Source organism: Bradyrhizobium sp. PMVTL-01, from assembly GCF_051861855.1.
Lineage (GTDB): Bacteria > Pseudomonadota > Alphaproteobacteria > Rhizobiales > Xanthobacteraceae > Bradyrhizobium.
Genome location: NZ_CP193982.1, coordinates 5,142,205 through 5,164,929, shown reverse-complemented (window position 1 = coordinate 5,164,929; position 22,725 = coordinate 5,142,205). Strand labels below are relative to the sequence as shown.

Sequence of the window (22,725 nt, the reverse complement as noted above, 5' to 3'; positions counted from 1 at the left end):
CATCAGTTGAGGTTTCCTTGCGTGCCCTCGTTTGTTTCGGAACAGCACTCCTTTTATCGCTCCATGCGCATTGCGTCGTGCATGCCGCCGCACCGGCGCCCGATGGCGTCTCACTCAGCGAGCAGACGACGACGTGGAGCACCGTCAGGTTCGCCGTCGATGCGGAGAATGGCTTTGTCAGCGGGTCGCTCGACAAAAGCGTGATCGTCGAACACAGTTTCAGATCGTACGTGCTTGAGAACCGATATCTGAAGGTAACGCTCGTGCCCGAATTCGGAGGGCGTATTCTTTCCATGGTCTACAAGCCGACTGGCCACGAGCAGCTTTATCGAACGGAAGTCGGAGTGCCCTACGGCATGAAGGCCGGAAATTTCTACTACGACTGGTTGATGGTGTACGGTGGGATATTCCCAACGTTCCCGGATGCCGAGCACGGCAAGACCTGGCTGAAGCCGTGGGCCTTTCGGGTGGTGAAGGAGGGCGCCGACGAAGTCACGGTCGTGATGTCGTTCCAGGATGACTTCGACTATTCCGCGCGCCCGGGAAAGTTCAGGGGGGCGACCGGCATAGAGGCGAACTACTACGTTACGCTGAAAGCCGATCGTGCCGCACTCGATGCGCGCGTGGTGCTGAAGAATCCGCACGACGAGGCTGTCCAGTACGAGTACTGGACGTGCACGACGCTCGCTCCGGGATCGGAGCCGAAAAATCCCAGGGCAACGGGCGGCGCCGAAATCATCGCGCCGATCCGAACTTACACGACGCCTGCCTGGTCGACCGGTCTGGCAGACGGCGACGAGAGCGCGGGTATGGGCAGGCGGCGCTTTGAAAAGCTGCGCTACTTCAAGAATTGGCCGACGATGGGAATCGCCTATGCTGCACCAGATATGCAGGGCGGGAATTTCTGGGGCGTCATCAACCATGACAATGCAGAAGGAATTATTCGCATTGCGGACAATACCCTCACGCGGGGCTTGAAAATGTGGACGTGGGGATATCCGTCGCTCACCGGCGAAACCGATGCCCGGAAGGATCCGAACGAGTGGCGGCCATATGTCGAATTATGGGCGGGCGTGTCGGACCAGTTTTTCCACAGCACAGATTTTCCCGCACGCAGTGAGGTGTCCATTCCGGAAACCTACAGCCCGACCGTCGGCATGAGCAACGTGACGCATGCAAACGAGGAAATCCTGATCAATTTCTCCGCCGGGGCGTCTCGCGCAATTGTCGAGTTCTTCAGCATCGAACCGGCCATCCCGTTGCTTGTCACGTTGAAACAGGGGGATACGGCTCTGTTCAGCGGGGTCGTGAGCGCCGACCCGAACAACGGAAATCGCGTTTCGGCGGCGATTGCCGACGGCCGCAGCGGGGAAAAGATAAGGCTAACGATCACGACCGCGGACGGAAAAGAGTTGATCGCCGCCGAAACGGCGGTCAAGTGATCTCTTTCGAAATGCCAGTCGAAGCCGCCGGCGTTGCCACGGTCGTGGAACTCCCTAGGCGGCCTTGCCCTTCGCATCCTGGATCGCCCGCCACACCCGCTCCGGGGTCAGCGGCATGTCGATGTGCTTGATGCCGTACTCGGAGAGCGCATCGAGCACGGCGTTCACCACGGTCGACAGGCTGCCGGCGCAGCCGGCTTCGCCGCAGCCCTTGCTGCCGAGCGGATTGGTCGTGGCTGGCACCGGCTGATCGCCGACCGTCATGAACGGCACGTCCTCGGCGCGGGGCAGGGCGTAGTCCATCAGCGAGCCCGTGATCGGCTGGCCGCTCTCGTCGTAACGGACATGCTCCATCAGCGCCTGGCCGATGCCCTGGACCACGCCGCCATGGAGCTGGCCCGCGACCAGCAGCGGATTGATCACCGTGCCGAAATCGTTGACGGCGCTGTAGCGCACGATCTGCACCACGCCCGTCTCCGGGTCGATCTCGACCTCGGCGACATGGCAGCCGTTCGGGAAGGCGGATGCGACCGGTTCGCTGGTGTGGTCGACGTCGAGCGAGTCGGGCACGCCGTCCGGCACCTTGCCGTCATGAAGCTTTTTGGCGAGCTCCATGATGTCGATGCTGCGGTCGGTGCCGGCGATCGTAAAGCTGCCGTCGGCGAACTCGATGTCCGCCTCGGACGCCTCCAGCACATACGCGGCCGCACGCTTGCCTTTTTCGATGACGAGCTTGGCGGCTCCCACGATAGCCTGGCCGCTGGCCATGATCGAGCGCGAGCCGCCGGTGCCGTTGCCGGTGTGGACGATGTCGCTGTCGCCCTGCACCAGCTTCACGCTCTCGAAGGGCACCCCTAGCTGTTCGCACAGCACCTGCGCGAACGGCGTTGCGTGGCCCTGACCGTAATCGAGCGTGCCGGTGATGAGCTGCACGGTCCCGTCGGGATCGAACACGATCTTGCCGAGCTCGGGGCTCGGCGGCGCGGTGACCTCGAGATAGGAGCCGACCGCGATGCCGCGCAGCTTGCCGGCCTTCCGGCTCTCCTTCTTGCGCTTGGCGAAATTCTCGTGGTCGGAGATCTCGAGTGCCTTGTTGAACACCGCCTGGAAGTCGCCGCTGTCATAGGTGACGCCGGAGGAGGCCGGGAACGGCATCTGGTTCTGCTTGATGAAGTTGCGCTTGCGCAGCGTCAGGCGATTGATGCCCATCTCGTCGGCGGCGCGGTCGATCAGCCGCTCCATGTAGTAGTTCGCCTCGGGCCGGCCGGCACCGCGATAGGCGCCCATCAGCGTGGTGTTGGTCAGCACCGTCTTGATGTCGACGCCCATCAGCGGCGTACGGTAGACGCTGGAGAAGTTCTTGCCGGTGTTCAGCGAGAGCGGCCCCGGCGCGACACCCGTGATGTAGGCGCCGAGATTGCCATAGCCGGACAGCTTGGCCGCAAGGAAATGCCCCTCGGCATCGAGCGCGAGCTCGGCATGGATTTTCTGCGCGCGGCCGTGGCTGTCGGAGAGGAAGCTGGTGGAGCGCTCGTCGAGCCACTTCACCGGACGCCCCAGTGCCTTCGCCGCGTACAGGATGCACATGTATTCGGGATAGTTGATGTTCTTCATGCCGAAGGAGCCGCCGACATTGGCGGTGAGGATGCGCACTTTCTCGTTCGGCACTTTCAGGTTCTTGGCGAGGTTGGCGCGGTTGCCCGCGACGCCCTGCGTCGGCACGTGGAGCGTATAGCGCTCGGTCCTCTTGTCGTAGGAGGCGAGCCCAACCCGCGGCTCCATCGAGACCACCGCGACGCGGGTGTTCTCGATGTCGAGCCGGGTGACGTGGGCGGCGCTCGCAAAGGCCGCATTGACCTTGTCCATGTCGCCGTAGTGGTAGTCGAGCGCGACATTGTTCGGGATGTGGTCGTAGAGCTGCGGCGCGCCGGGCTGGGCGGCTTCTTCGGGATCGGTCACCGCCGGCAGCGGCTCGATGTCGAGTTCGACCGCCTCGGCCGCGTCGCGCGCCTGAGCCAGCGTCTCGGCCACCACGAAGGCAACGGGATCGCCGACGTAGCGGACCTTGTCGGTCGCCAGCGGCTGGCGGTTGGTCTGGAGCAGGGGCGAGCCGTCGCGGCTCTTCAGCGGCAGGCCGCAGGTGAAGGGGCCGTAGCCGGCGGCATCGAGGTCCTTGCCGGTCCACACCCCCAGCACGCCCGGCATCGCCCTGGCGGCGTCGATACCGATGCCGCGGATGACGCCATGGGCATGGGTCGAGCGGACCACCACGGCATAAGCCTGGCCGGGCAGGTTGAAATCGTCGGTGTAGCGGCCCTTGCCGCGGACCAGGGTGTCGTCCTCCTTGCGGCGGACGGGCTGACCGACACCATATTTTTGCAGTGCAATAGCGTTTTCGAGCGTGGACGATTTTGTGTGTTCTTGCATGGAATCGACCTGAAAAGCCGGCAAATGCGCCATTTCGCGGGCGCCTGGAGGGGGCCGGACCCCATTCAGATAGCCCACGGACCCGTTCACGACAACGCACGAATGGGCATGGTCCTATGTGATGCGATGTTGCGCAGACCTGCCGCGCTGCTAATGTTTCAGGCGAAAAAGCAATTCCAGATCGGCCCGACCGGCCGCGGAAAGACAGTTTGTATGAATGACCACACGCGGCTCCGCGACGGCCATGCGCCGCACGATGGGCTGGAGGGGTCGATGGCGGCGGTGGCGTTGGCCGCCGGACCGGCCGTCCCCGCGCAAGTGACCGGAACCGGCGTCTACGCGGCGCTGGACCTCGGCACCAACAATTGCAGGCTGCTGATCGCCTGTCCGACCCAGGACGGCTTTCGTGTGGTCGATTCCTTCTCGCGCATCATCCGGCTCGGCGAGGGGGTCTCGGCGACCGGCTCGATCAGCGAGGCCGCAATCGAGCGCGCCATTGCGGCGCTCAGCATCTGCCGGGACAAGATCAATCTGCGCAAGGCGCGGCGGTTGCGGCTGATCGCCACCGAAGCCTGCCGCGCGGCGGCGAATGCGGAGGGGTTTCGCAGCCGCGTCGCGGCCGAGACCGGCATCGAGCTCGAGGTGATCGACCGCGAGACCGAGGCCTCGCTCGCCGTGCTAGGCTGCTCGCCGCTGGTCGATCCGAGGGGGCGCGGCGCAATCCTGTTCGACATCGGCGGCGGTTCCACCGAGCTGGTGCGGATCGAGCGTGACCCACAAAATCCGGAACCGCGCATCAAGGCCTGGATGTCGATCCCGTATGGCGTGGTCACGCTCGCCGAGCAGTTCGGCGGCCGCGACGTGTCGCCGGAGATCTATGCTGCGATGGAGCGCGAGGTCGCGAGCCATGTCGCGCCGTTCGCCGAGGAGCACGGCCGCGATCTCACTGGGATGCATCTGCTCGGCACGTCGGGCACGGTGACGACGCTCGCCGGCATCCATCTCAATCTGCCGCGGTACGACCGCCGACGCATCGACAGCATCTGGATGAACGATGCCGACATCACCGCGACCATCAACAAGCTGCTCGGCATGAGCTACGAGGACCGCGCCAACAACAGCTGCATCAGCGTCGAGCGCGCCGATCTCGTGCTCGCCGGCTGCGCCATCCTCGATGCCATCAGGCACGCCTTCCCGCTGCCGCGCCTGCGCGTCGCCGATCGTGGCCTGCGCGAGGGCATGCTGGTCGAGATGATGCGCGAGGACGGCGCGCTCAGGAGCTGGTGAGATGGCGAAGGACACCACCGGCCGCTTGCACGTCCAGGTCAAGACCGGCGGCAAGCGCAAGCTGTCGTCGAAGCTGTGGCTGGAGCGGCAGCTCAACGATCCCTATGTCGCCAAGGCCAAGGCTGCGGGCTATCGCTCGCGTGCCGCGTTCAAGCTGCTCGAGATGGACGACAAGTTCCGGCTCTTGAAGCCCGGCATGGCCGTGGTCGACCTTGGCGCCGCGCCCGGCGGCTGGAGCCAGATCGCGGCCAAGCGCGTCGGCTCGGTGGAAGGCAAGGGCAAGGTCGTCGCCATCGACCTCTTGGAGATGCCCGAGATTCCCGGCGTCGACTTCGCCCAGCTCGATTTCATGGACAATGACGCGCCGGAAAAGCTCGCCGCGATGCTCGGCGGCGGTGCCGATGTCGTGATGTCCGACATGGCCGCCAATACCACCGGCCACCGCAAGACCGACCAGCTCCGCATCGTCGGCCTCGTCGAGACCGCGGCGGCCTTTGCCTGCGACGTGCTCAAGCCCGGCGGCACATTCCTCGCCAAGACGTTCCAAAGCGGCGCCGATGCCGATCTGCTCGCCCAGCTCAAGCGCGACTTCGCAACGGTGCGTCACGTCAAGCCCGCCGCGAGCCGGCAGGATTCGTCGGAACGCTACGTGCTCGCGACGGGATTTCGCGGCGAAGCGCAGGCGTAGCCCGTACGCCGTCATTGCGAGCGCAGCGAAGCAATCCAGAATCGAAGCAAAACTACCCCAGCCGCTGATCGCGCACGTCTTGCGTATCTTCCGTTGCCGCCTTCACGGCGGCCTTCTCCGCGCCTTTGCCGGCGCCTTTGCGGCTCGCGATCTCCACCGCCTTGCGGCCGGAGATCTCGTGGCCGGCGTCGGCCGGCATCTGCCAGAAGAACCAGCTCGAGGCTGCCGAGGTCAGCGCGACCACGACGAAGGCGGGCGCGAACACGGTGGCGTTGAGCTCGCTGACATGGCTGAGCCACATCGTCGTCTCCACCGAGGCGGCGCCGACGGCAACGCCGGCGGACACCGCGAGCTGCTGGTTGACGCTGACCAGCGTGGTGGCGCGGCTCATCTGCGGACTTTCCACGTCGGCATAGGCGACGGTGTTGATGGCGGTGAACTCGAGCGAGCGGAAGAAGCCGCCGACCACCAGGATCACCATGATGATCAGCAGCGGCGTCGTCACCGTGAACAGCGCGCAGACGCCGAGGAAGAACGCGCTGATGATCGCGTTCACGGTCATCAAATTGCGGAAGCCGAAGGTGCGGATGATGCGCGCCGCCAGCGTCTTCATGCCCATGGCCCCGAGCGAGGAGGCGAAGGTGACGAGGCCGGAATGGAACGGCGACAGGCCGAAGCCGATCTGCATCAGGAGCGGCAGCAGGAACGGCAGCGCGCCGATGCCGAGCCGGAACAGGAAGCCGCCGAGGATCGCCGCGCGCAGCGTCGGCAGCTTGAGCAGCGAGAAGTCCAGCACCGGGGATCCGGTCCGCCGCGCGTGCAACACGTACAACGTCATCGAGATCGCGCCGCCCACGACCAGCGCGGCCACCGTGCTCCAGGGCAGCAGGTTGAGCCCGGCGACGGAGAGGCCGAAGGCGATGCCGGCAAGGCCGATGCCGGCGAGCACCATGCCGTAGAGATCGAACGGCTCCTGCGTCTCGCTCTTGATCGGATCGATGAACTTCAAGGCCATGAAGATGCCGAGCAGCCCGATCGGGATGTTGATCAGGAAGATCCAGTGCCAGGACGCGTAGGTCGTGATGAAACCGCCGAGCGGTGGTCCGATCACCGGCCCGATCAGGGCAGGGACTGTCACCCAGGCCATGGCATTGACCAGCGCGCTCTTGTCGACGGAGCGCAGCAGCACGAGGCGCCCGACCGGCGTCATCATCGCCCCGCCCATGCCTTGCAGGATGCGCGCGAACACGAAATCGGTTACCGAGGTCGACAGCGCGCAGCCGACCGAGCCGACCATGAACACGCCGACCGCGATGGCGAACACCATCCGCGCGCCGAAGCGGTCGGCGGTCCAGCCGCTCGCCGGGATGAACACCGCGAGCGACAGCAGGTAGGACGTGATCGCAAGCTTCAGCGTCAGCGGGCTGGTGCCGATGTCGGCTGCAATCGCCGGCAGCGAGGTGGCGATGACGGTCGAATCCATGTTCTCCATGAAGAGAGCAGTGGCCACGATCAGCGGAATGATGCGTTGCTTGTCGACCATGACGGATTGGTAATGAAAATCGGAAGGAAGGGCGAGACTTGCGGCTTATCACCGCCACCCGACCGGGACCATTGCGGATCGACGCATAGCACCTAGATCCCGCGTAACAACGGTGTGACCCTGCTCGTTATTCCCTGGCGCGCCTCTCGGCGCGGACCCGGAATCCGTGGGGTCGCAGGGATCGCTGCGGGATGGAGTCCGGGCTCGCGACTTCGTCGCAGCCGGAATCACGGTGGCCAACCCCGCCGCCCGGCCATCGCCGCCGAATTTACCCTAAAAAAGCCTGTGCATGGCTGGCCGGCGGCTCGAATTGCTTTGATTCGTCACGCGGGCGTGCTATCGACCCGCGTCAACCCCACCGATGGGCTCCGATTCTCAAGGCGATGCCGCAAGGTTCGCCGAGGGCGGCGCTCATCCTTAGCTATTTGCGGCAGGGCCGCAGGAAGGAGTTGGCAGATGGCCACGGTGCAACTTCAGGGCATCCGCGAAGCCTTTACGTTCGACGACGTGCTGTTGAAGCCGGGCCTGTCGGACGTCATGCCGGGCGAGGTCGATATCCGCTCGCGCGTCACCCGCGCCATTCCGCTCAACATTCCGATCATGGCCTCTGCGATGGATACCGTCACCGAGGCGCGCATGGCAATCGCCATGGCGCAGGCCGGCGGCCTCGGCGTCATCCACCGCAATTTCGATCCCGAGGGGCAGGCCGCCCAGGTCAGGCAGGTCAAGCGCTACGAGTCGGGCATGGTGGTGAACCCGCTCACCATCAGCCCCGAGGCGACGCTCGAAGACGCGCTCAAGCTGATGAGCGATCACGGCATCTCGGGCATTCCCGTCGTCACGGGCGCCGGCAAGAATACGCCCGGCAAGCTGGTCGGCATCCTCACCAACCGTGACGTGCGCTTTGCCACCGACCGCCGTCAAAAAGTCTCCGAGCTGATGACGCATGAGGGTCTCGTTACTGTGCGCGAGAATGTCAGCCAGGACGAGGCGCGCCGGATGCTGCACCAGCATCGCATCGAGAAGCTGCTGGTGGTTGACGAGCAATATCGCTGCGTCGGCCTGATCACCGTGAAGGACATGGAGAAGGCAGTCGCCCATCCGCTCGCCTGCAAGGACGCGCAAGGGCGCCTGCGTGTCGCCGCCGCCACCACGGTCGGCGACACCGGCTTCGAGCGCACCGAGCGGCTGATCGATGCCGGCGTCGATCTCGTCGTGGTCGACACGGCGCACGGCCATTCCCGCCACGTGCTGCATGCGGTGAACCGCATCAAGCGTCTCTCGAATTCGGTGCAGGTCGTCGCCGGCAACGTCGCGACATCGGAGGGTGCGCAGGCGCTGATCGATTCCGGTGCGGATTGCATCAAGGTCGGCATCGGCCCGGGCTCGATCTGCACCACGCGCATCGTCGCCGGCGTCGGCGTGCCCCAGCTCACCGCGATCATGGATGCGGTCGAGGCGGCCAAGAAGTCCGACATTCCCGTCATCGCCGACGGCGGCATCAAGTTCTCCGGCGATCTTGCAAAAGCGCTCGCCGCCGGCGCCGACATCGCCATGGTCGGCTCGCTGCTCGCCGGCACCGACGAGACGCCGGGCGAAGTGTTTCTCTGGCAGGGCCGTTCCTACAAGGCCTATCGCGGCATGGGCTCGGTCGGCGCGATGGCGCGCGGCTCGGCCGACCGCTACTTCCAGCAGGACATCAAGGACTCGCTCAAGCTCGTGCCTGAAGGCATCGAGGGCCAGGTGCCCTACAAGGGCCCGGTCGGCAACGTCATGCACCAGCTCGCCGGCGGCCTGCGCGCCGCCATGGGCTATGTCGGCGCCAAGGACATGAAGGAGTTGCACGAGAAGGCGAACTTCGTCCGCATCACCGGCGCGGGCCTGCGCGAAAGCCACGTGCACGACGTGACCATCACGCGCGAGGCCCCGAACTATCCGGGCGGGGGTTAGTTACTCCACCCAACGCTGTCATGCCCCGGCTTGACGCGGTATCCGGTACGCCGCGGCTTCTCGGCTCAATCACTGCCGTCTCTGGAATACTGGATCGCCCGATCAAGTCGGGCGATGACAGTGAGTATGTAGCGTGAGCTTCGTCGACTTCGTCATTGCGAGGAGCTCGCGACAAAATCGCGTGGCAATCTTGTGCTGATCCGACGAAGCAATCCAGTCCTTTTGTGTTGACGCGGCTGGATTGCTTCGCTTCGCTCGCAATGACAGAAAAGTGGAGGAAGCCATGTCCCAAGGCAAACGCATCGTTCTGGCCGCGCGTCCCGTCGGCGAACCCAAGCCGTCAGATTTCCGCATCGAGGAATTCGCCGTTCCAACGCCAGGGCGGGGCGAAGTCCTGCTGCGCACGATCTGGCTGTCGCTCGATCCCTACATGCGCGGGCGCATGAGCGAAGGGCCGTCCTACGCTGCGCCGGTGCCGATCGGCGGCGTGATGGAAGGCGAGGCGGTCAGCGAGGTCGCAGCCTCCAACAATCCCGACTTTGCGGTAGGCGACATCGTGCGCATCCGCTCCGGCTGGCAGACGCATGCGATCTCGAACGGCAAGGGCCTGATCAAGGTCGATCCGAAGCTTGGTCCGATCTCGACCTCCATCGGCGTGCTCGGCATGCCTGGCATGACCGCGTACACGGGCCTGCTCGACATCGGCAAACCGCAACCGGGCGAGACCGTCGTGGTCGCCGGCGCTTCCGGTGCGGTCGGCTCGGCCGTCGGCCAGATCGCGAAGATCAAGGGCGCCCGCGCAGTCGGCATCGCCGGGGGCAAGGACAAGTGCGACTACGTGGTGAAGGAGCTCGGCTTCGATGCCTGCATCGATCACCGCGATCCTGATCTCGCTGCGAAGCTGAAGGGCGCCTGTCCGAATGGCATCGACGTCTATTTCGAGAATGTCGGCGGCGCGGTGTTCGAGGCGGTGTTTCCGCTGCTCAACCCGTTCGCCCGCGTGCCGGTCTGCGGCCTGATCGCCCATTACAACGATACCGAGGCCAAGCCGCCGAAATGGGCCGCCAGCATGATGCGCGCGACCCTGACCAAGCGGCTGACCTTCCGCGGCTTCATCGTCTCCGACTTCGCCGCCCGGCATGGCGACTTCCTGCGCGACATGTCGGCCTGGGTCCGCGAGGGCAAGGTCAAGTACAAGGAGTTCGTCACCGACGGCCTGGAAAGCGCCCCCGGCGCCTTCATAGGCCTGCTGAAGGGGGCCAATTTCGGCAAGCAGTTGGTTCGGGTGGGCCCGGATAGGGCCTGATCCGGCCGCATCCAGCCCCCATGGGCGCTGGATGGTTAAGAAAGAGTCACCCAATGGTCACACCAGCCCGCAAAAGCCGCAGGTGTGACCGTCTGTTCATTGACGGGCCGGCGAAGGGATTGAATCATCGCGCATATTTCAGGTGCTGCGATGTTAGAGATTGTTCTTTTCTGTGTAATCCTCCTGGCCGCCGGCTATTGGGCGACGATGTTCGTCATGGGCCGCCGCGACGATGTCATCCATGGCAAGTTCGTTCATGCCGAGGAGGAGGGCGATTTCGCGCCAGCCACGATGCCTGCGCCACCGCCGTTCCCGAAGCGTCCCGTCAAAGCTGTGCAGCCCACCAGCGTTCAGCCTGCGAGCACCGAGACCAAGCCCGTGAACAGCGCGGCGCTGCAATCCCTGCTGGCCGCGATCCAGCAGGACCTCAAGAGTGTCGCTTAAATCCCGCGCTCAGACGCTGCCGCGCTCGATCAGGGACAATTCGACCGCGAGCCGCTGCTCCGCTGCCGGCGTGCCGGAGAGCCGCGCCAACAGCATTTCCCCCGCAATCCGCCCCAGGCCAGCCGCATCGAACGAGATGGTGGTGAGGCCGGGCGTGATCTGATCGGCAACGTCGTTGTCGCCGAAGCCGAGCACGGCGAGATCGCGCGGCACCGACAGGCCGCGGGCGCGGGCCTCGATCAGTGCGCCGGTCGCGAGCAAATCGTTGGCGCAGAACACGGCATCGACCTCGCCGCCGCCCGCGAGCAGGGCAGTGAAGGCGGCGCGGCCGTCGACGAGGCCCGTGATCTCGCCGACACCGATCTCGTGGACGATATCAAGACCAAGCTTTGCCGCTGCCGTCCGAAAACCGTCGCGGCGGAGCGCGCCACGGCCGCTGCTGCGGCCGATGAAGGCGACGCGACGATGTCCGGCCTCCGCCAGCCTGCGCGCCGCCATGGCGCCGGCATCCGCATTGGGCAGGCCGACCAGCATGTCGATGGGATCGCGCGGGAACGCCCAGGTCTCGATCACGGGAATGCCGAGCTCGGCGAGCGCTGTGCGGTTCTCCTCGAGCTCGATGACGCCGGTGAACATCACCGCGGCGGGGCGGATGCCGCGCAGCGATTGAATCATCGCGACCTCCTTGGTATAGGAGTAGGAGGTCTGGCCGACCAGCACTTCGAAGCCTTCCGGCTCCAGCGTCGCGGCAAAGCTGCGCACCGCGAGGCCAAACTGCTGGCTGAGGATGTTGGAGACGAAGGCGACGACGACGTTCGACCGGCCCGAGCGCAGCGCGCGCGCGTGCGGGTTGGAGGCGTAGCCGGTCGCCTCGATCACCTCGAGGATGCGCTCCCGGGTCTTGCGATTGACCTTCTCGGGGTGGCGCAGCACCCGCGACACCGTGATCGGCGCGACGCCGGCGCGCTCGGCGACCTCCTCGATGCGTGGCGGCCGTCCGGTCGCATTGCTGCGGCCCGGCGGCGCCGGAATGCGCACGACGTCGTCGTAACCTGGCTTTGCCGGATCGGTCATCGAATCCCGAGGTTAGTCCAAGTCGGTATCGTCTCCGAAGTTCAGCGAGTGGGCAACTCGTCGCGCGACAATGCTCGGCCGACCTGGACCAGGCAGTCGCCGCTCTGGCTGTCGGTGTGCAGCCGCTGCGAGATCACGATGCCGTCGGCGGGGAAGCGCAGCACCTCTTCGGCAAGCTCGGGGCGCTCGAAGTCGTGATACCAGCCGGCCACGTCGCCCGCCTTGACGCGCGCACCGACGGTGACAGCGGGCTCGAACCAGCCGCGGCGCGTCGCAAACACCGCCTGGGCGTGGCTCTGCAGGGCCAGCAGTTCAGTCGCGCGCTCGACCGGAGCATGCGGCCCCAGCACGGGCGCCTGGACCAGGCCAAGCGCGAGCAGCAGCCGGTCGACCGCGCGCGCGGTGAACGCCATCGTCTGCGGCGTGACGGTACCACCACCGCCGAATTCACCGGAGAGCCCGATCGCGCCGGCGCGTGCGGCCGCGGCCATCGACGTCGGCGCCGTGGCGCCGTTCTCGGCGACGAAGGCGAAGGGCATGCCGAGCCCTTCCATCAGGTGCAGCGCGTGGCCGAACATCTCGGGCGGTCCCTGCCGCTCGATCAGCGCGCAAGGCACATGCGCCATCGAGGTGCCGCCGGAATGGATGTCGAAGACGACGTCATGGCGCGGAAACAGCTCGTGCTCGAGGAAGTGCGCCAGGCGGAAGGTCGGCGTGCCCGCGGCATCGCCCGGGAAGGCGCGGTTGAGATTGCCCTCGTCGAGCGGCGAGCGGCGGCGCGCCGCCATCACCGCGGGCAGGTTGGCGAAGGGCAGGATGGTGATCTCGCCCTTGACGTCCTTTGCATCGAGCCGACGATACAGCCGCGTCAGCGTGATCTCGCCCTCATATTCGTCGCCGTGATTGCCGGCCATCAACAGCAGCTTCGGCCCGGCGCCGTTCTTGATCCGGAAGATCGGGATCTTGAGCTGGAAGTAGGGGGAACGATCGATCGAGAAGGGGATGCCGAGATGGCCGGACCATTTCTGGTCCTTCTCGAAGTCGATCTCGTGAAACAGTCCGGTATGCATGGCTTGCCTCGGGGCCGCGCCGTCGCCGGCGCCGGCTGAAAGTTAAAGAAAGGGTGCGCCCTTCGCGGTTCACCTCTCCCTACGGGAGAGGTGACTCGAGTTCCGGGGCCCGCATCGATTCAAACAGGACGGATCTCGTTCTGGAGCAAGGCGACCGCGGTCATCTCGACGCGCAAATCGGGATCGGCGAGACGGGCTTCGACGCAGGCGCGCGCCGGCGGGTTGGCCGGATCGATCCAGGCGTCATAGACCGAGTTCATGGTGTCGAAGTCGGTGATGTGCGGCAGGAAGACGTTGACCGCGATCAGCCCGGAGCGATCGGTGCCGGCTTCCTTCAGCAGCGCGTCGATCTTGGCCAGCACCTGCTGGGTCTGCGACACGATGCCGGCCTTGCGGTCATCGGCGACCTGACCTGCGATGTGCACCATGCCGCCAGCGGCGACGGCCTGGCTCATGCGCGATCCCACCCTGTAACGTCTGATCATCTCAATTCTCCTCGTGAAGGTCGGCTCCCGCTGATGCGGGAGCCGTGTGCGGACTCACAGCGTCGGCAGCGACTGCTCTTCCTTGAACCACTTCAGCTGAAGTGCGCCGAGCTTGCCGTTGAGCTTGTTGAAGAAGATGTCCGTGTTGATCCAGTTGAGCAGGTTCTGCTCACCCTGGCGTACGCCGACATGGGCCGGCGACTGGCGGATCAGGAATTTCAGCTCGACCTCCTTGGTCGGGTTCTGGTCCTGGACCTTGAGCGCGATGGCGCTGTTCTCGGCGAAGGTGTCGGCCTGTCCGGCGAGGAAGGCCGCGATCGCGGCCGGGGTGTCCTCGAAGCGCACCAGCTTCACCTTCGGCGCGTTGTCGGTGAGCCAGACGTCGAGCGTCGTGCCCTTGGCGACTGCCACCGTGCGGCCCTCGAGATTGTCGGGCTTCTTGCCGGTCGCGGCGGCAAGCGACTTCGCGCCATAGACGCCGAGATTCACCACGGCATAGGGCTGCGAGAACATCACCTGCTGCGCACGCTCGGGCGTCGCGCCGAGACCGGCGATCAAAATGTCGAGCTTGTCCGAGAGCAGGCTCGGGATGCGAGATGGACCAGTCACCGGCACGATCTCGAGCTTCACGCCCATGTCGGCGGCGATCAGCTTGGCGAGATCGGCGTCGAGACCAGCGATCTCGCCCTTGTCGTCCTTGAAGCCCCAGGGCGCGGCGTCGGTGAGAATGCCGACGCGAATCTTGCCGGCGCCGAGCACGTCCTGGAGCTTGTCGGCCTTGGCGAGGTTCGGTGCGGCGAGGGCGGCGAGCGCGGTCGCCGCAATGGTGAAGAGGGACTTCAACTTTCTCATGACTCTCTCCTTGAAGGGGAAGGTTCTCACTTGGAAGGTTTCACTTGGCAGATGCGATGAAGCTTGCGAGCTCGGGGGTCTCAGGATTGGCGAACAGCTTGGCCGGCGGTCCCTGTTCCCAGACGCGGCCCTGATGCATGAAGACGATGCGGCTCGCGACGTTGCGGGCAAAGCCCATCTCGTGGGTGACCAGGATCATGGTCATGCCCTGCTTCGCCATCGCCTCCATCACCTTCAGCACCTCGCCGACGAGCTCGGGATCGAGCGCCGAGGTCACCTCGTCGAACAGCATGAGGTGAGGGGCCATGGCGAGGCAGCGCGCGATGGCGACGCGCTGCTGCTGGCCGCCGGAGAGCTGCTCGGGCCAGGCGTCGATCTTGTCGGCAAGGCCGACGCGGGTCAGCACATCCTCGGCCAGCGCACGCGCTTTCGCCTTGTCGATGCGGCCGGTGAGCAGCGGGGCCAGCGTGATGTTGCGCTCGACCTTCAGATGCGGAAACAAATTGAAGGCCTGGAACACGATGCCGACGCGCTGACGGAACTTCTTCAGGTCCGGCATCCTGGCGTGGACCTTCTGGCCTTCGACCCGGATCTCGCCGGAATCCACGCTCTCCAGAGCGTTGATGCAGCGGAGAAGTGTCGACTTGCCCGAGCCCGAGCGGCCGATGATGGTGACGATCTCGCCTTCCTCGACATCGAGCGAGACGCCCTTGAGCACCTCGACCTCGCCGAATGTCTTGTGCACGTCGCGGATTTCAACGAGAGCCATCGAGGCGGGCCTCCAGGGAGCGGGACCAGAGCGTGAGCGGCAGGCACAGCGCGAAATAGATCGCGGCGACCAGCGCGTAGGTGAGGAGCGGCTGGAAGGTCGCCGCGCTCACCACCTGCCCGGCGCGGGCGAGCTCGACGAAGCCGAGGATCGAGGCGAGCGAGGTGCCCTTGATGAGCTGCACCAGGAAGCCGACGGTCGGCGGCAGCGACAGCCGCAGCGCCTGCGGCGCGATGATGTGGCGGAACTGCTGCCAGGCGGAGAGGCCGAGACAGGCGCCGGCTTCCCACTGCGCCTGCTTCACGGCCTCGAGGCCGCCGCGCCAGATCTCGCCGAGGAAGGCGGCGGTGTAGAGTGTGTAGGCGACGGTCACGGCGACAAGCGCCGGTACCTGGATCCCCAGAAACACCGGCATGCCGAAATAGAAGAAGAACAAAAGGCCGAGCAGCGGCACGCTCTGGATCACCTGGATGCACGCCGCCATCGCCCAGCGCAGGCCTTTGAGGCGGCTGATGCGGCCGAGTGCGAGGCCAAGCGCCAGCGGCGCACCGAACGCGAGCGCAAGCACGACGAGGGCGACGGTCCAGCGCAGCGCCGCGAACAGCGAGACGAAATCGATGAGAGAGAAGGATCGCATCGCTCGTCCCTCAGCGCCGCCGCGGCCAGCGGAAGGCCGCCAGACCGACAATGGCGAACAGCGCCTTGAACGACATCGCCATCGCGAAATAGACCGCGCAGATCACCGCATAGACCTCGAAGCTGCGATAGGTGCGGCTCTCGATGAAGCCGGCGACATGAAACAGCTCGTCGGCCGCAACCTGCGAGGCGAGCGAGGTACCGAGCAGCAGCAGCACGAACTGGCTGGTCACGGCCGGATAGGCGTTGCGCAGCGCCGGCGGCAGGATGATGTGGCGGAACACCTGCCAGCCTGAGAGGCCGAGGCACTGTCCGGCCTCGACCTGGCTGCGTGGAATGGAATCGAGGCCGGCGCGGATGATCTCGACCGAATAGGCGCCGAAATAGAGCGACAGCGCGACGGCGGCGGCCTCGAAGGCCGGCAGCTTCAGGCCGAAGTTCGGCAGCACGAAGAACACGATGAAGATCTGGATCAGCGACGGCGTGTTGCGGAACAGCTCGATGTAACCACGCACCAGCCAGCGCAGCGGCGTGATGCGGCCCTTCAGCGCGACCGCGCCGGCGATGCCGATCACGAGCCCGGCCAGTGCCGAGATCACCGTCAACTCCAGCGTGACGATGGCCCCGTCAATGAGCTGGTTCTGGTAGCGCCAGAGCGGCAGGAAGTTCATCGCCCCTCTCAGCCGAACTGGGTGGGGAGGGCGCGCGTCACGACGCCGTCGGGATCGAGACCGAAGATCACGCGCCAGCGATCGAGGCAGGTGCAGGGATGCGAGATGCCGAAGGCGATGATGTCGCCGACCGCAAGCGCGGCGTCGGGCGCAACGGCGAGGAATGCATGCTGGTCGTTGAGGCGCGTCACTGTGAGCGCCGGGGCGGGCCCTTGCCGCTCGACGCCGTCGCGGAACACGCGCAGCGGCACGGGCAATCCCTGGTCGAACGAGGCATCGCGCATGCCGAAGCCGGCGATCGCAAGTCCGTCTTCGGGACGCGACAGCACCTCGGCCCAGAGCGTCAGCGCAGGCCGAAAGCCTTCGACGGCGGAGTGGTGCAGACCGTCGACCAGCAGCCCGCCGCGGCGATCGATCTGCGCGAATGCGCGCGCATAGATGCCGTGATCGGCGAAGAACAGCGCGCCGGAGCGCAGGATCACGCTGGCATTTCCATCGTACCAGGCCACCGGCGCCAGCGCGTGCGCGACCAAATCGAAATAGGCGGAGCCACCCGCGCTCATGATCAACGGCCGCTGCGAGGTGGCGGAGCGCACCAGCGCGAAGGTTTCGATGGTGCGCTCCATCAGGGCCGAGATCGCGCGCAACGTGGCGTCGGCATCCGGCGTTGCGACCGCACCTTCGTAAGTGGCGACACCGCCGAGAACGAGCCGATCGGCGGCAAGCACGGCCGCTATCGTGGCCTCGACCGCAGCACGATCGCGCGCGCCGGCGCGACCTGCACCGAGTTCGATCAGCACGGACAATTCGCTGCGGTCTGCGATCCGCGCCGCCTCCGCAAGCGCTGCGGCCGCGGCCGGTGAATCCGCGAAGGCGTGAAATTCGACATCGGGATGGGCGCTGAGCAGCGTGCCGAGCCGCCGGCCGGCCGCGAGCCCGCCGATCTCGTTGGCCAGCAGCAGGCGCCGCTCGCCGCTTGCGAGCAGCACGGCAGCCTGCTGGATGTTGGCAACGGTCGTGCCCCAGGCGCCGGCTGCGCGCAGCGAGCGCGCCAGCTCCGGCGACATCGGCGTCTTGGCGTGCGGCGCGACGCTGACGCCGGCGCTCTTGCACCATCTCAGGAAGAGGTCGCGGTTGGCCGCGAAGGCGGCTTCATCAAGGGTGAGGGCGGGCAGGGCGAGATCGCCGCGCGCAGGTGACCAGCGCTGGCTGCCGATGTCCTCAGTGGCGACGCCGTCGACCAGGGGAATGCCCCGAATGGTCGTCGAAAGGCGTTGGCTCTCCCACCGGGACAAGAACTGCATCGTCACTCCCTCAGCGGCTCGACCGCTGGATTCGAACGATACGTTTGAATGACAACGTTGTCATCAGGCAAAATATAGGCAAGCTGGGGACAAATTCGATGCATTCGGTATTTTGATAGGGATAAATGCCGTCGGATTGAGCTAGTGCGCGCCGCACATCTGGGCGAGGACTTCCTCGACGTCGATATCGCCCTGGCCGGCCGCCCTGACATGGCGGACTTCGAGACTGTCGGGCCGGAAGCGGTACTCGACGAAGCCCGTCTCCTTGATCGCGATGCGGTCCTGACGCGCGTCGTTGATCCTGAAGCCGACCGACGGCGCCCAGACGTGGCGCGTATGGCGATAGGTGAAGTCGCGGCGCTGATGCACGTGGCCGCTGGCGATCAGGCGCAGGTCGACACGCGCGAACATCTCGATCAGCCGCGCCCGCGCCGGCTGCGGCACGTAGCGGATCGAAGTCTCCGGCGTCTCTGGATCGTCGGGCAGGTTGAAAAACAGCGGCTTGTGCAGGAACAGCGCGACGGGCCTGCCGTTCGCGCGCGAGACTTCCTGTGACAGCCAGTCGAACTGCTCGGCCTCGAAGGCGAGGCCTGAATTCATCACCAGCGTGTTGAGTCCGATGAAGCGCCATCCGGCGGCTTCGAACGACCAATGGTCCTCGCCGATGATCTCGCAGAATTGCCGGCGGTGCGCTTCGGCGATCGGCGGCTTCGGCACAGGTCCGATCGCAGTCGGATTGTCGCCGATGTCGTGATTGCCGGGGATGTAGCGGCAGGGAACGGGCAGGGCGTCGTGCAGGCCCTTCGCGAATTCGACATCGTCGCGGCTGGTCGGCCCGTCGAAGGAGACGTCGCCCGTGTTGATGACGAGATCGGGCCGCTCGGTGTCGATGTGCTCGCAGACGCGGTTGAAGTTTTCGATCAGGCCGGACAAGCGCCGGCCGAGATGGGTGTCGGAAATCTGCGTGAGGCGAAATTCGGACATGGCCTCAGGATATGCGCTGCCACACGTCGAAACGATGACACGCGCGCCACGTTTGGCGCCCGAACAAAGTTTAAAGCACGCGATAGCGGATCGTGTAGGCGTCCTGCGGAGCTACGCTGCCAGCCACCGGCGAGGCAATGCGGTCGGCGAGGTGCCAGGGGCCGAACTCTACGGTGCGACAAGATCGGGAACACCGGTTCAACTCGCTGATTGTCAGCGTGAGAAGTCGCGGCTAATGACGGTCCGCGGCGATCCGCCCTACGGGAAAGTTCCGATGTCCGTCCAAATGGTCCTGCTGCCTGTCTTCGTGCAGGTCGGTCTCACCTTCGCGCTCCTGATCGGCATGGCCGTGGCGCGCCGCCGCTCGCTGGTTTCGGGCGAGACCAAGATCCGCGACATTGCGCTGGGCGAGCCGAACTGGCCAAAGGGCGCCACCCAGATCGCCAATTGCTACCGCAACCAGTTCGAGCTGCCGGTGCTGTTCTACGCCCTGATCGCGCTGGCGCTGCCGTTACGTCATGCCGATCTCTTCATCGTGCTGATGTCCTGGGTGTTCGTGGTGACGCGTTTTGCCCACGCCGGCGTGTTCGTCTCCTCCAACGATCTCGGCCGCCGCTCCACGATCTGGCTGGCCGGCGTGCTGGTGCTGCTGGCGATGTGGATCTACTTCGCGCTGAGAATGCTCCTGGTGATCTGACGGTTAGCCGTCGGCTCTAATCTGAAAGATTTGAAATGACCCCCGCTGCCCGGCTGTCCGCAGCCATTGAACTGATCGACACCATCGAGAGAGACCGCGTGCCCGCGGCCAAGGCGCTGAAGGAGTGGGGCACGGCGCACCGCTTCGCCGGCTCCGGCGACCGCGCCGCCATCGCCGGCCTCGTCTGGGACGTGCTGCGCCGCTACGCCTCGAGCGCGTACCTGATGGACGCCGACACCGCGCGTGCCAGGCTGATCGGCATGCTCCGCCTCGAGCGCGACATGGACACGGCCACCATGGCCGCGCTGTTCGACGGCAGCCGCTTTGCGCCGGCGCCGCTGACCGGGGCCGAAGAGGCGGCGCTCAGCCATCGCTCCCTGAAGGACGCGCCCGCTTCCGTCGCCGGTGACTACCCGGAATGGCTCGATTCGCACTTCGCAAGAGTGTTCGGCGATACCCGCGCGGCGGAGGCGGCCGCGATGGCGAGCCGGGCGCCGCTCGACTTGCGCGTCAACACGCTAAAATCCAATCGCGACAAGGTGCTGAAGGCGCTTGCTCATCTTCATGCGAAACCGACGCAATGGTCGGCAACCGGCCTGCGCATCGAGCTTTCGGCCGATGCGCGCAACCCCGGCATCCAGGCGGAAGAGGATTTCATCAAGGGCGCAATTGAAGTGCAGGATGAAGGATCGCAGCTTGCGGCCCAGTTCACCGCGGCAAAACCCGGCGAGCAGGTGATCGATCTCTGTGCCGGCGCCGGCGGCAAGACGCTGGCGCTCGCCGCCCTGATGCAGGGCAAGGGCCGGCTGATCGCGACCGATCGTGACAAGCGCCAGCTCGCCCCGATCCACGAGCGGCTGTCGCGCGCCGGCGTCCACAATGCCGAAATCCGCACGCCCAAGGGCGAGGCCGATCCGCTCGCCGATATCCGCAGCTCCGCCGACCTCGTGGTGATCGACGCGCCCTGCACGGGAACCGGAACCTGGCGCCGCAATCCCGACGCCAAATGGCGCATGCGCCCGGGCGCGCTCGAGATCCGCCTGCGCGACCAGGCCGAGGTGCTGGAGCGTGCGGTTCCCCTGGTGAAGCCGGGCGGCCGCATCGCCTACCTCACCTGTTCGGTGCTGTCGGAAGAGAACGGCGAACAGGTGAGGGCGTTCGTCGGCCGCCACCCCGAATTCGCAGTGGTGCCGCCCGAGCACACCGCGAGCGTGCTCTGGGACAAAGCCGAGGCCTTTGCCGACGCCGCGCTACAGTCGGACGAGGGCTGGCTGATGACGCCGCGGCGGACGGGAACCGATGGGTTCTTCGTGTCGGTGCTGAACAAGACATGATCAACGTTGTCATTCCGGGGGCGCGCGTAGCGCGAGCCCGGAATCCATCGAGCGGCGGTCTCGGCGGGTGCATGGATTCCGGGCTCTTGCTTCGCAAGCCCCGGAATGACAGGCGTACCCCAAAGCAAAAGCCCCGCAGACCGGTCGCGGTCGCGGGGCTTTCGAGTTCTGGCGTTCTGCCGGTACGTCCGCGGTCAGAACGTTGCGCTGGCGATTAGCCGACGCGGAGATTGTCAGCCGACGACTTGCCGCTGCGGCGGTCGGCGACGACGTCGAACGAGACCTTCTGGCCCTCGTTGAGGGTCGACAGGCCGGCACGCTCGACGGCGCTGATATGGACGAAAACATCCTTGTTGCCGTCGTCCGGCTGGATGAATCCATAACCCTTTTGGGTGTTGAACCACTTCACGGTACCCATAGCCATGGGGAACTTCCTTTAGTTAGTTAGAGACAGTACGCACGCGGACCGGTACGCGACGCTGCGCCCATGGTCCTGATGAGTCGATGTTTGGAGAATTCATCTGAAGCGTGCGCGCCCGTCTTGGACGAGGCGAAGCGGCCCAGTCGTTCGGCCAAGTATCGATGATCACAATATAGCGAGATAATTGGACTTCTTCAAGGCACCACCCGTGGCCCGGCACGTCGCGCGGCTTTGCTATTTTGCGGTGCGAATGCACCGCGCGTCAGCCCTCAATCGACGATGAAAAGCGTCGCGCCGGTGGCCGTCGAGGACCGGTGCGCGGCATCGCCGAAGTCCGAGACCTGGTAGCTCATTCCTGCCGTCAGCTTGAACTTGCGGCCGTCGCGCAGTTCCGAATCGAGCTCGCCCTTGACCACGAAAATAACGTGGCCGCGGTCGCACCAATGGTCGGCGAGGTAGCCCGGCGAATACTCGACCATCCGCACCCGCAAGTCGCCGATATTGAGCGTGCGCCACAGGGCCTCTCCGGTCTCACCGGCATGCGTCGTCGGCGCAACCTTGCTCCAGTCGGTGACGGTGAAGGGGGAGGTCGGGAGTTTCATCGGGGGATCCTGTCTGAGAGCCGGCGGTGCTGTTGTTAGCGCACGCGGCCGCGCCCGTCTCCGTCATTGCGAGCGTAGCGAAGCAAATCCAGAAATGCACCCGCGGAAAGAGTCTGGATTGCTTCGTCGCAAGCGCTCCTCGCAATGACGCGTAGGTAGCAGGGTCGCGCCTCACTCTCATTGTCATCGCCCGGCTCGAGCACGGCGCAAGTGCGCCTTTGCCCGCCCTACGAGTACTCATCAAGAGGCGGCGCTCAATACTGCAAATGGTTCGCCGATCCCTGCACGATCAGCCCGGCATCGTTCACCCGCAGATATTCGCAGATCTTCCTGCCGCGCTCGTTGGCATAGAACACCACGACACTGTCAGGGCTGACGAACACATCGATCAGCGAAAAATGCAGCTCCGGCAAAAGCCCCAGCGCCTTGCCCCAATAGGCCCGAAGCGCATCCTTGCCGCGCACGGTGCCACTGCCGTCGAACCCCATCATCGGAATCCGGTCCGAGGTCATCACGGCCGCCTCGTCATAGAGGGCGAGGACGCGCTCGAGATCGCGCGCGTTCCAGGCCTCGACCCAGGTCCGGCCGAGCGCGGCGAGGGTTGATGGCTGATGGTGCTGTGACATGAGCGTTTTCCCTGATCGGCCCCTGTTTCCTAGCGGAGCAAATTAGGTCAATAATATTGACATATATCGATTTGTCCATGCCCAAAGAAGCATGTGGGCGTTCGGGCCAGCGC

At 65.5% G+C, this 22,725-nt stretch carries 22 protein-coding genes and 1 pseudogene; 8 read left to right on the top strand and 15 right to left on the bottom strand.

Annotated elements, in window-relative coordinates; all coding sequences use genetic code 11:
* Positions 1-17: 17 nt before the first annotated feature.
* A complete protein-coding gene (locus ACRQ5Q_RS25290) occupies positions 18-1,442 on the top strand; it encodes a DUF5107 domain-containing protein (RefSeq protein WP_439392655.1) in 1,425 nt (474 codons plus the stop codon).
* Between the two features lie 54 nt (positions 1,443-1,496).
* Here the strand turns inward: ACRQ5Q_RS25290 and ACRQ5Q_RS25285 are convergent, their stop codons facing one another.
* Complete coding sequence (locus ACRQ5Q_RS25285) at positions 1,497-3,869, bottom strand: xanthine dehydrogenase family protein molybdopterin-binding subunit (RefSeq protein WP_439392654.1); 2,373 nt, start codon at positions 3,867-3,869, stop codon at positions 1,497-1,499.
* 213 nt (positions 3,870-4,082) lie between these two features.
* On the opposite strand from ACRQ5Q_RS25285, the gene ACRQ5Q_RS25280 reads away from it, so the two are divergent.
* Positions 4,083-5,156 carry a Ppx/GppA phosphatase family protein gene (locus tag ACRQ5Q_RS25280; RefSeq protein ID WP_439392653.1) on the top strand — a complete coding sequence of 358 codons (1,074 nt, stop codon included), beginning with the start codon at positions 4,083-4,085 and terminating at the stop codon, positions 5,154-5,156.
* Position 5,157: 1 nt separating this feature from the next.
* A complete protein-coding gene (locus tag ACRQ5Q_RS25275; protein ID WP_439375009.1) occupies positions 5,158-5,844 on the top strand; it encodes an RlmE family RNA methyltransferase in 687 nt (228 codons plus the stop codon).
* A gap of 52 nt (positions 5,845-5,896) precedes the next feature.
* Here the strand turns inward: ACRQ5Q_RS25275 and ACRQ5Q_RS25270 are convergent, their stop codons facing one another.
* Entirely contained in the window at positions 5,897-7,387 is a 1,491-nt protein-coding gene (locus ACRQ5Q_RS25270; RefSeq protein WP_439375010.1) for an MFS transporter, read from the bottom strand.
* Between the two features lie 456 nt (positions 7,388-7,843).
* Between ACRQ5Q_RS25270 and guaB the strand changes: the two genes are divergently transcribed.
* The 3 genes from guaB (at position 7,844) to ACRQ5Q_RS25255 (ending at position 11,087) form a co-directional block, all read left to right on the top strand.
* Complete coding sequence (gene guaB / locus ACRQ5Q_RS25265) at positions 7,844-9,337, top strand: IMP dehydrogenase (protein ID WP_439392652.1); 1,494 nt, start codon at positions 7,844-7,846, stop codon at positions 9,335-9,337.
* Positions 9,338-9,620: 283 nt separating this feature from the next.
* Complete coding sequence (locus ACRQ5Q_RS25260; RefSeq protein WP_439392651.1) at positions 9,621-10,643, top strand: NADP-dependent oxidoreductase; 1,023 nt, start codon at positions 9,621-9,623, stop codon at positions 10,641-10,643.
* A 150-nt stretch (positions 10,644-10,793) separates the two neighbouring features.
* A complete protein-coding gene (locus ACRQ5Q_RS25255; RefSeq protein ID WP_439375013.1) occupies positions 10,794-11,087 on the top strand; it encodes a hypothetical protein in 294 nt (97 codons plus the stop codon).
* 9 nt (positions 11,088-11,096) lie between these two features.
* Here the strand turns inward: ACRQ5Q_RS25255 and ACRQ5Q_RS25250 are convergent, their stop codons facing one another.
* The 10 genes and pseudogenes from ACRQ5Q_RS25250 to ACRQ5Q_RS25205 form a co-directional block, all read right to left on the bottom strand.
* Positions 11,097-12,161 carry a LacI family DNA-binding transcriptional regulator gene (locus tag ACRQ5Q_RS25250; RefSeq protein ID WP_439392650.1) on the bottom strand — a complete coding sequence of 355 codons (1,065 nt, stop codon included), beginning with the start codon at positions 12,159-12,161 and terminating at the stop codon, positions 11,097-11,099.
* Positions 12,162-12,202: 41 nt separating this feature from the next.
* Positions 12,203-13,231, bottom strand: a complete 1,029-nt coding sequence (locus tag ACRQ5Q_RS25245; RefSeq protein WP_439392649.1) for a succinylglutamate desuccinylase/aspartoacylase family protein — start codon at positions 13,229-13,231, stop codon at positions 12,203-12,205.
* A gap of 119 nt (positions 13,232-13,350) precedes the next feature.
* Entirely contained in the window at positions 13,351-13,716 is a 366-nt protein-coding gene (locus ACRQ5Q_RS25240; RefSeq protein WP_439392648.1) for a RidA family protein, read from the bottom strand.
* 54 nt (positions 13,717-13,770) lie between these two features.
* Complete coding sequence (locus tag ACRQ5Q_RS25235) at positions 13,771-14,568, bottom strand: transporter substrate-binding domain-containing protein (RefSeq protein WP_439392647.1); 798 nt, start codon at positions 14,566-14,568, stop codon at positions 13,771-13,773.
* A gap of 40 nt (positions 14,569-14,608) precedes the next feature.
* Positions 14,609-15,337, bottom strand: coding sequence for an amino acid ABC transporter ATP-binding protein (locus tag ACRQ5Q_RS25230; RefSeq protein WP_439392646.1), 729 nt, complete (start codon positions 15,335-15,337; stop codon positions 14,609-14,611).
* Positions 15,324-15,974: an amino acid ABC transporter permease gene (locus ACRQ5Q_RS25225; RefSeq protein WP_439375019.1), complete on the bottom strand. Its 651-nt coding sequence runs from the start codon at positions 15,972-15,974 to the stop codon at positions 15,324-15,326. The genes ACRQ5Q_RS25230 and ACRQ5Q_RS25225 overlap by 14 nt, the downstream gene beginning before the upstream one ends.
* Before the next feature lie 10 nt (positions 15,975-15,984).
* Positions 15,985-16,644 (bottom strand): amino acid ABC transporter permease, encoded by a 660-nt coding sequence (locus tag ACRQ5Q_RS25220; protein WP_439375020.1) that lies wholly within the window; start codon positions 16,642-16,644, stop codon positions 15,985-15,987.
* Between the two features lie 8 nt (positions 16,645-16,652).
* Positions 16,653-17,948, bottom strand: coding sequence for an alanine racemase (locus tag ACRQ5Q_RS25215; protein WP_439375021.1), 1,296 nt, complete (start codon positions 17,946-17,948; stop codon positions 16,653-16,655).
* Positions 17,949-18,089: 141 nt separating this feature from the next.
* The gene (locus tag ACRQ5Q_RS25210) at positions 18,090-18,932 is read right to left on the bottom strand and encodes a metallophosphoesterase family protein (RefSeq protein ID WP_439375022.1); all 843 of its coding nucleotides are present in this window, start codon (positions 18,930-18,932) and stop codon (positions 18,090-18,092) included.
* Between the two features lie 70 nt (positions 18,933-19,002).
* Positions 19,003-19,101, bottom strand: a pseudogene (locus ACRQ5Q_RS25205) (acriflavin resistance protein); the annotation flags it as partial.
* Positions 19,102-19,206: 105 nt separating this feature from the next.
* Between ACRQ5Q_RS25205 and ACRQ5Q_RS25200 the strand changes: the two are divergent.
* Together ACRQ5Q_RS25200 and ACRQ5Q_RS25195 are read left to right on the top strand one after the other, a co-directional pair.
* Positions 19,207-19,629, top strand: a complete 423-nt coding sequence (locus ACRQ5Q_RS25200; protein WP_439375023.1) for an MAPEG family protein — start codon at positions 19,207-19,209, stop codon at positions 19,627-19,629.
* A 35-nt stretch (positions 19,630-19,664) separates the two neighbouring features.
* Positions 19,665-20,963 carry an RsmB/NOP family class I SAM-dependent RNA methyltransferase gene (locus ACRQ5Q_RS25195; protein ID WP_439392645.1) on the top strand — a complete coding sequence of 433 codons (1,299 nt, stop codon included), beginning with the start codon at positions 19,665-19,667 and terminating at the stop codon, positions 20,961-20,963.
* Positions 20,964-21,177: 214 nt separating this feature from the next.
* Here ACRQ5Q_RS25195 and ACRQ5Q_RS25190 read toward each other — a convergent pair whose 3' ends face one another.
* The 3 genes from ACRQ5Q_RS25190 to ACRQ5Q_RS25180 all read right to left on the bottom strand — a co-directional run bounded on the left by ACRQ5Q_RS25190 (position 21,178) and on the right by ACRQ5Q_RS25180 (position 22,612).
* Positions 21,178-21,387: a cold-shock protein gene (locus ACRQ5Q_RS25190; protein WP_084805523.1), complete on the bottom strand. Its 210-nt coding sequence runs from the start codon at positions 21,385-21,387 to the stop codon at positions 21,178-21,180.
* A 266-nt stretch (positions 21,388-21,653) separates the two neighbouring features.
* Complete coding sequence (locus tag ACRQ5Q_RS25185) at positions 21,654-21,986, bottom strand: DHCW motif cupin fold protein (RefSeq protein WP_439392644.1); 333 nt, start codon at positions 21,984-21,986, stop codon at positions 21,654-21,656.
* Between the two features lie 254 nt (positions 21,987-22,240).
* Entirely contained in the window at positions 22,241-22,612 is a 372-nt protein-coding gene (locus ACRQ5Q_RS25180) for a nuclear transport factor 2 family protein (RefSeq protein ID WP_439392643.1), read from the bottom strand.
* Positions 22,613-22,725 lie beyond the last annotated feature (113 nt).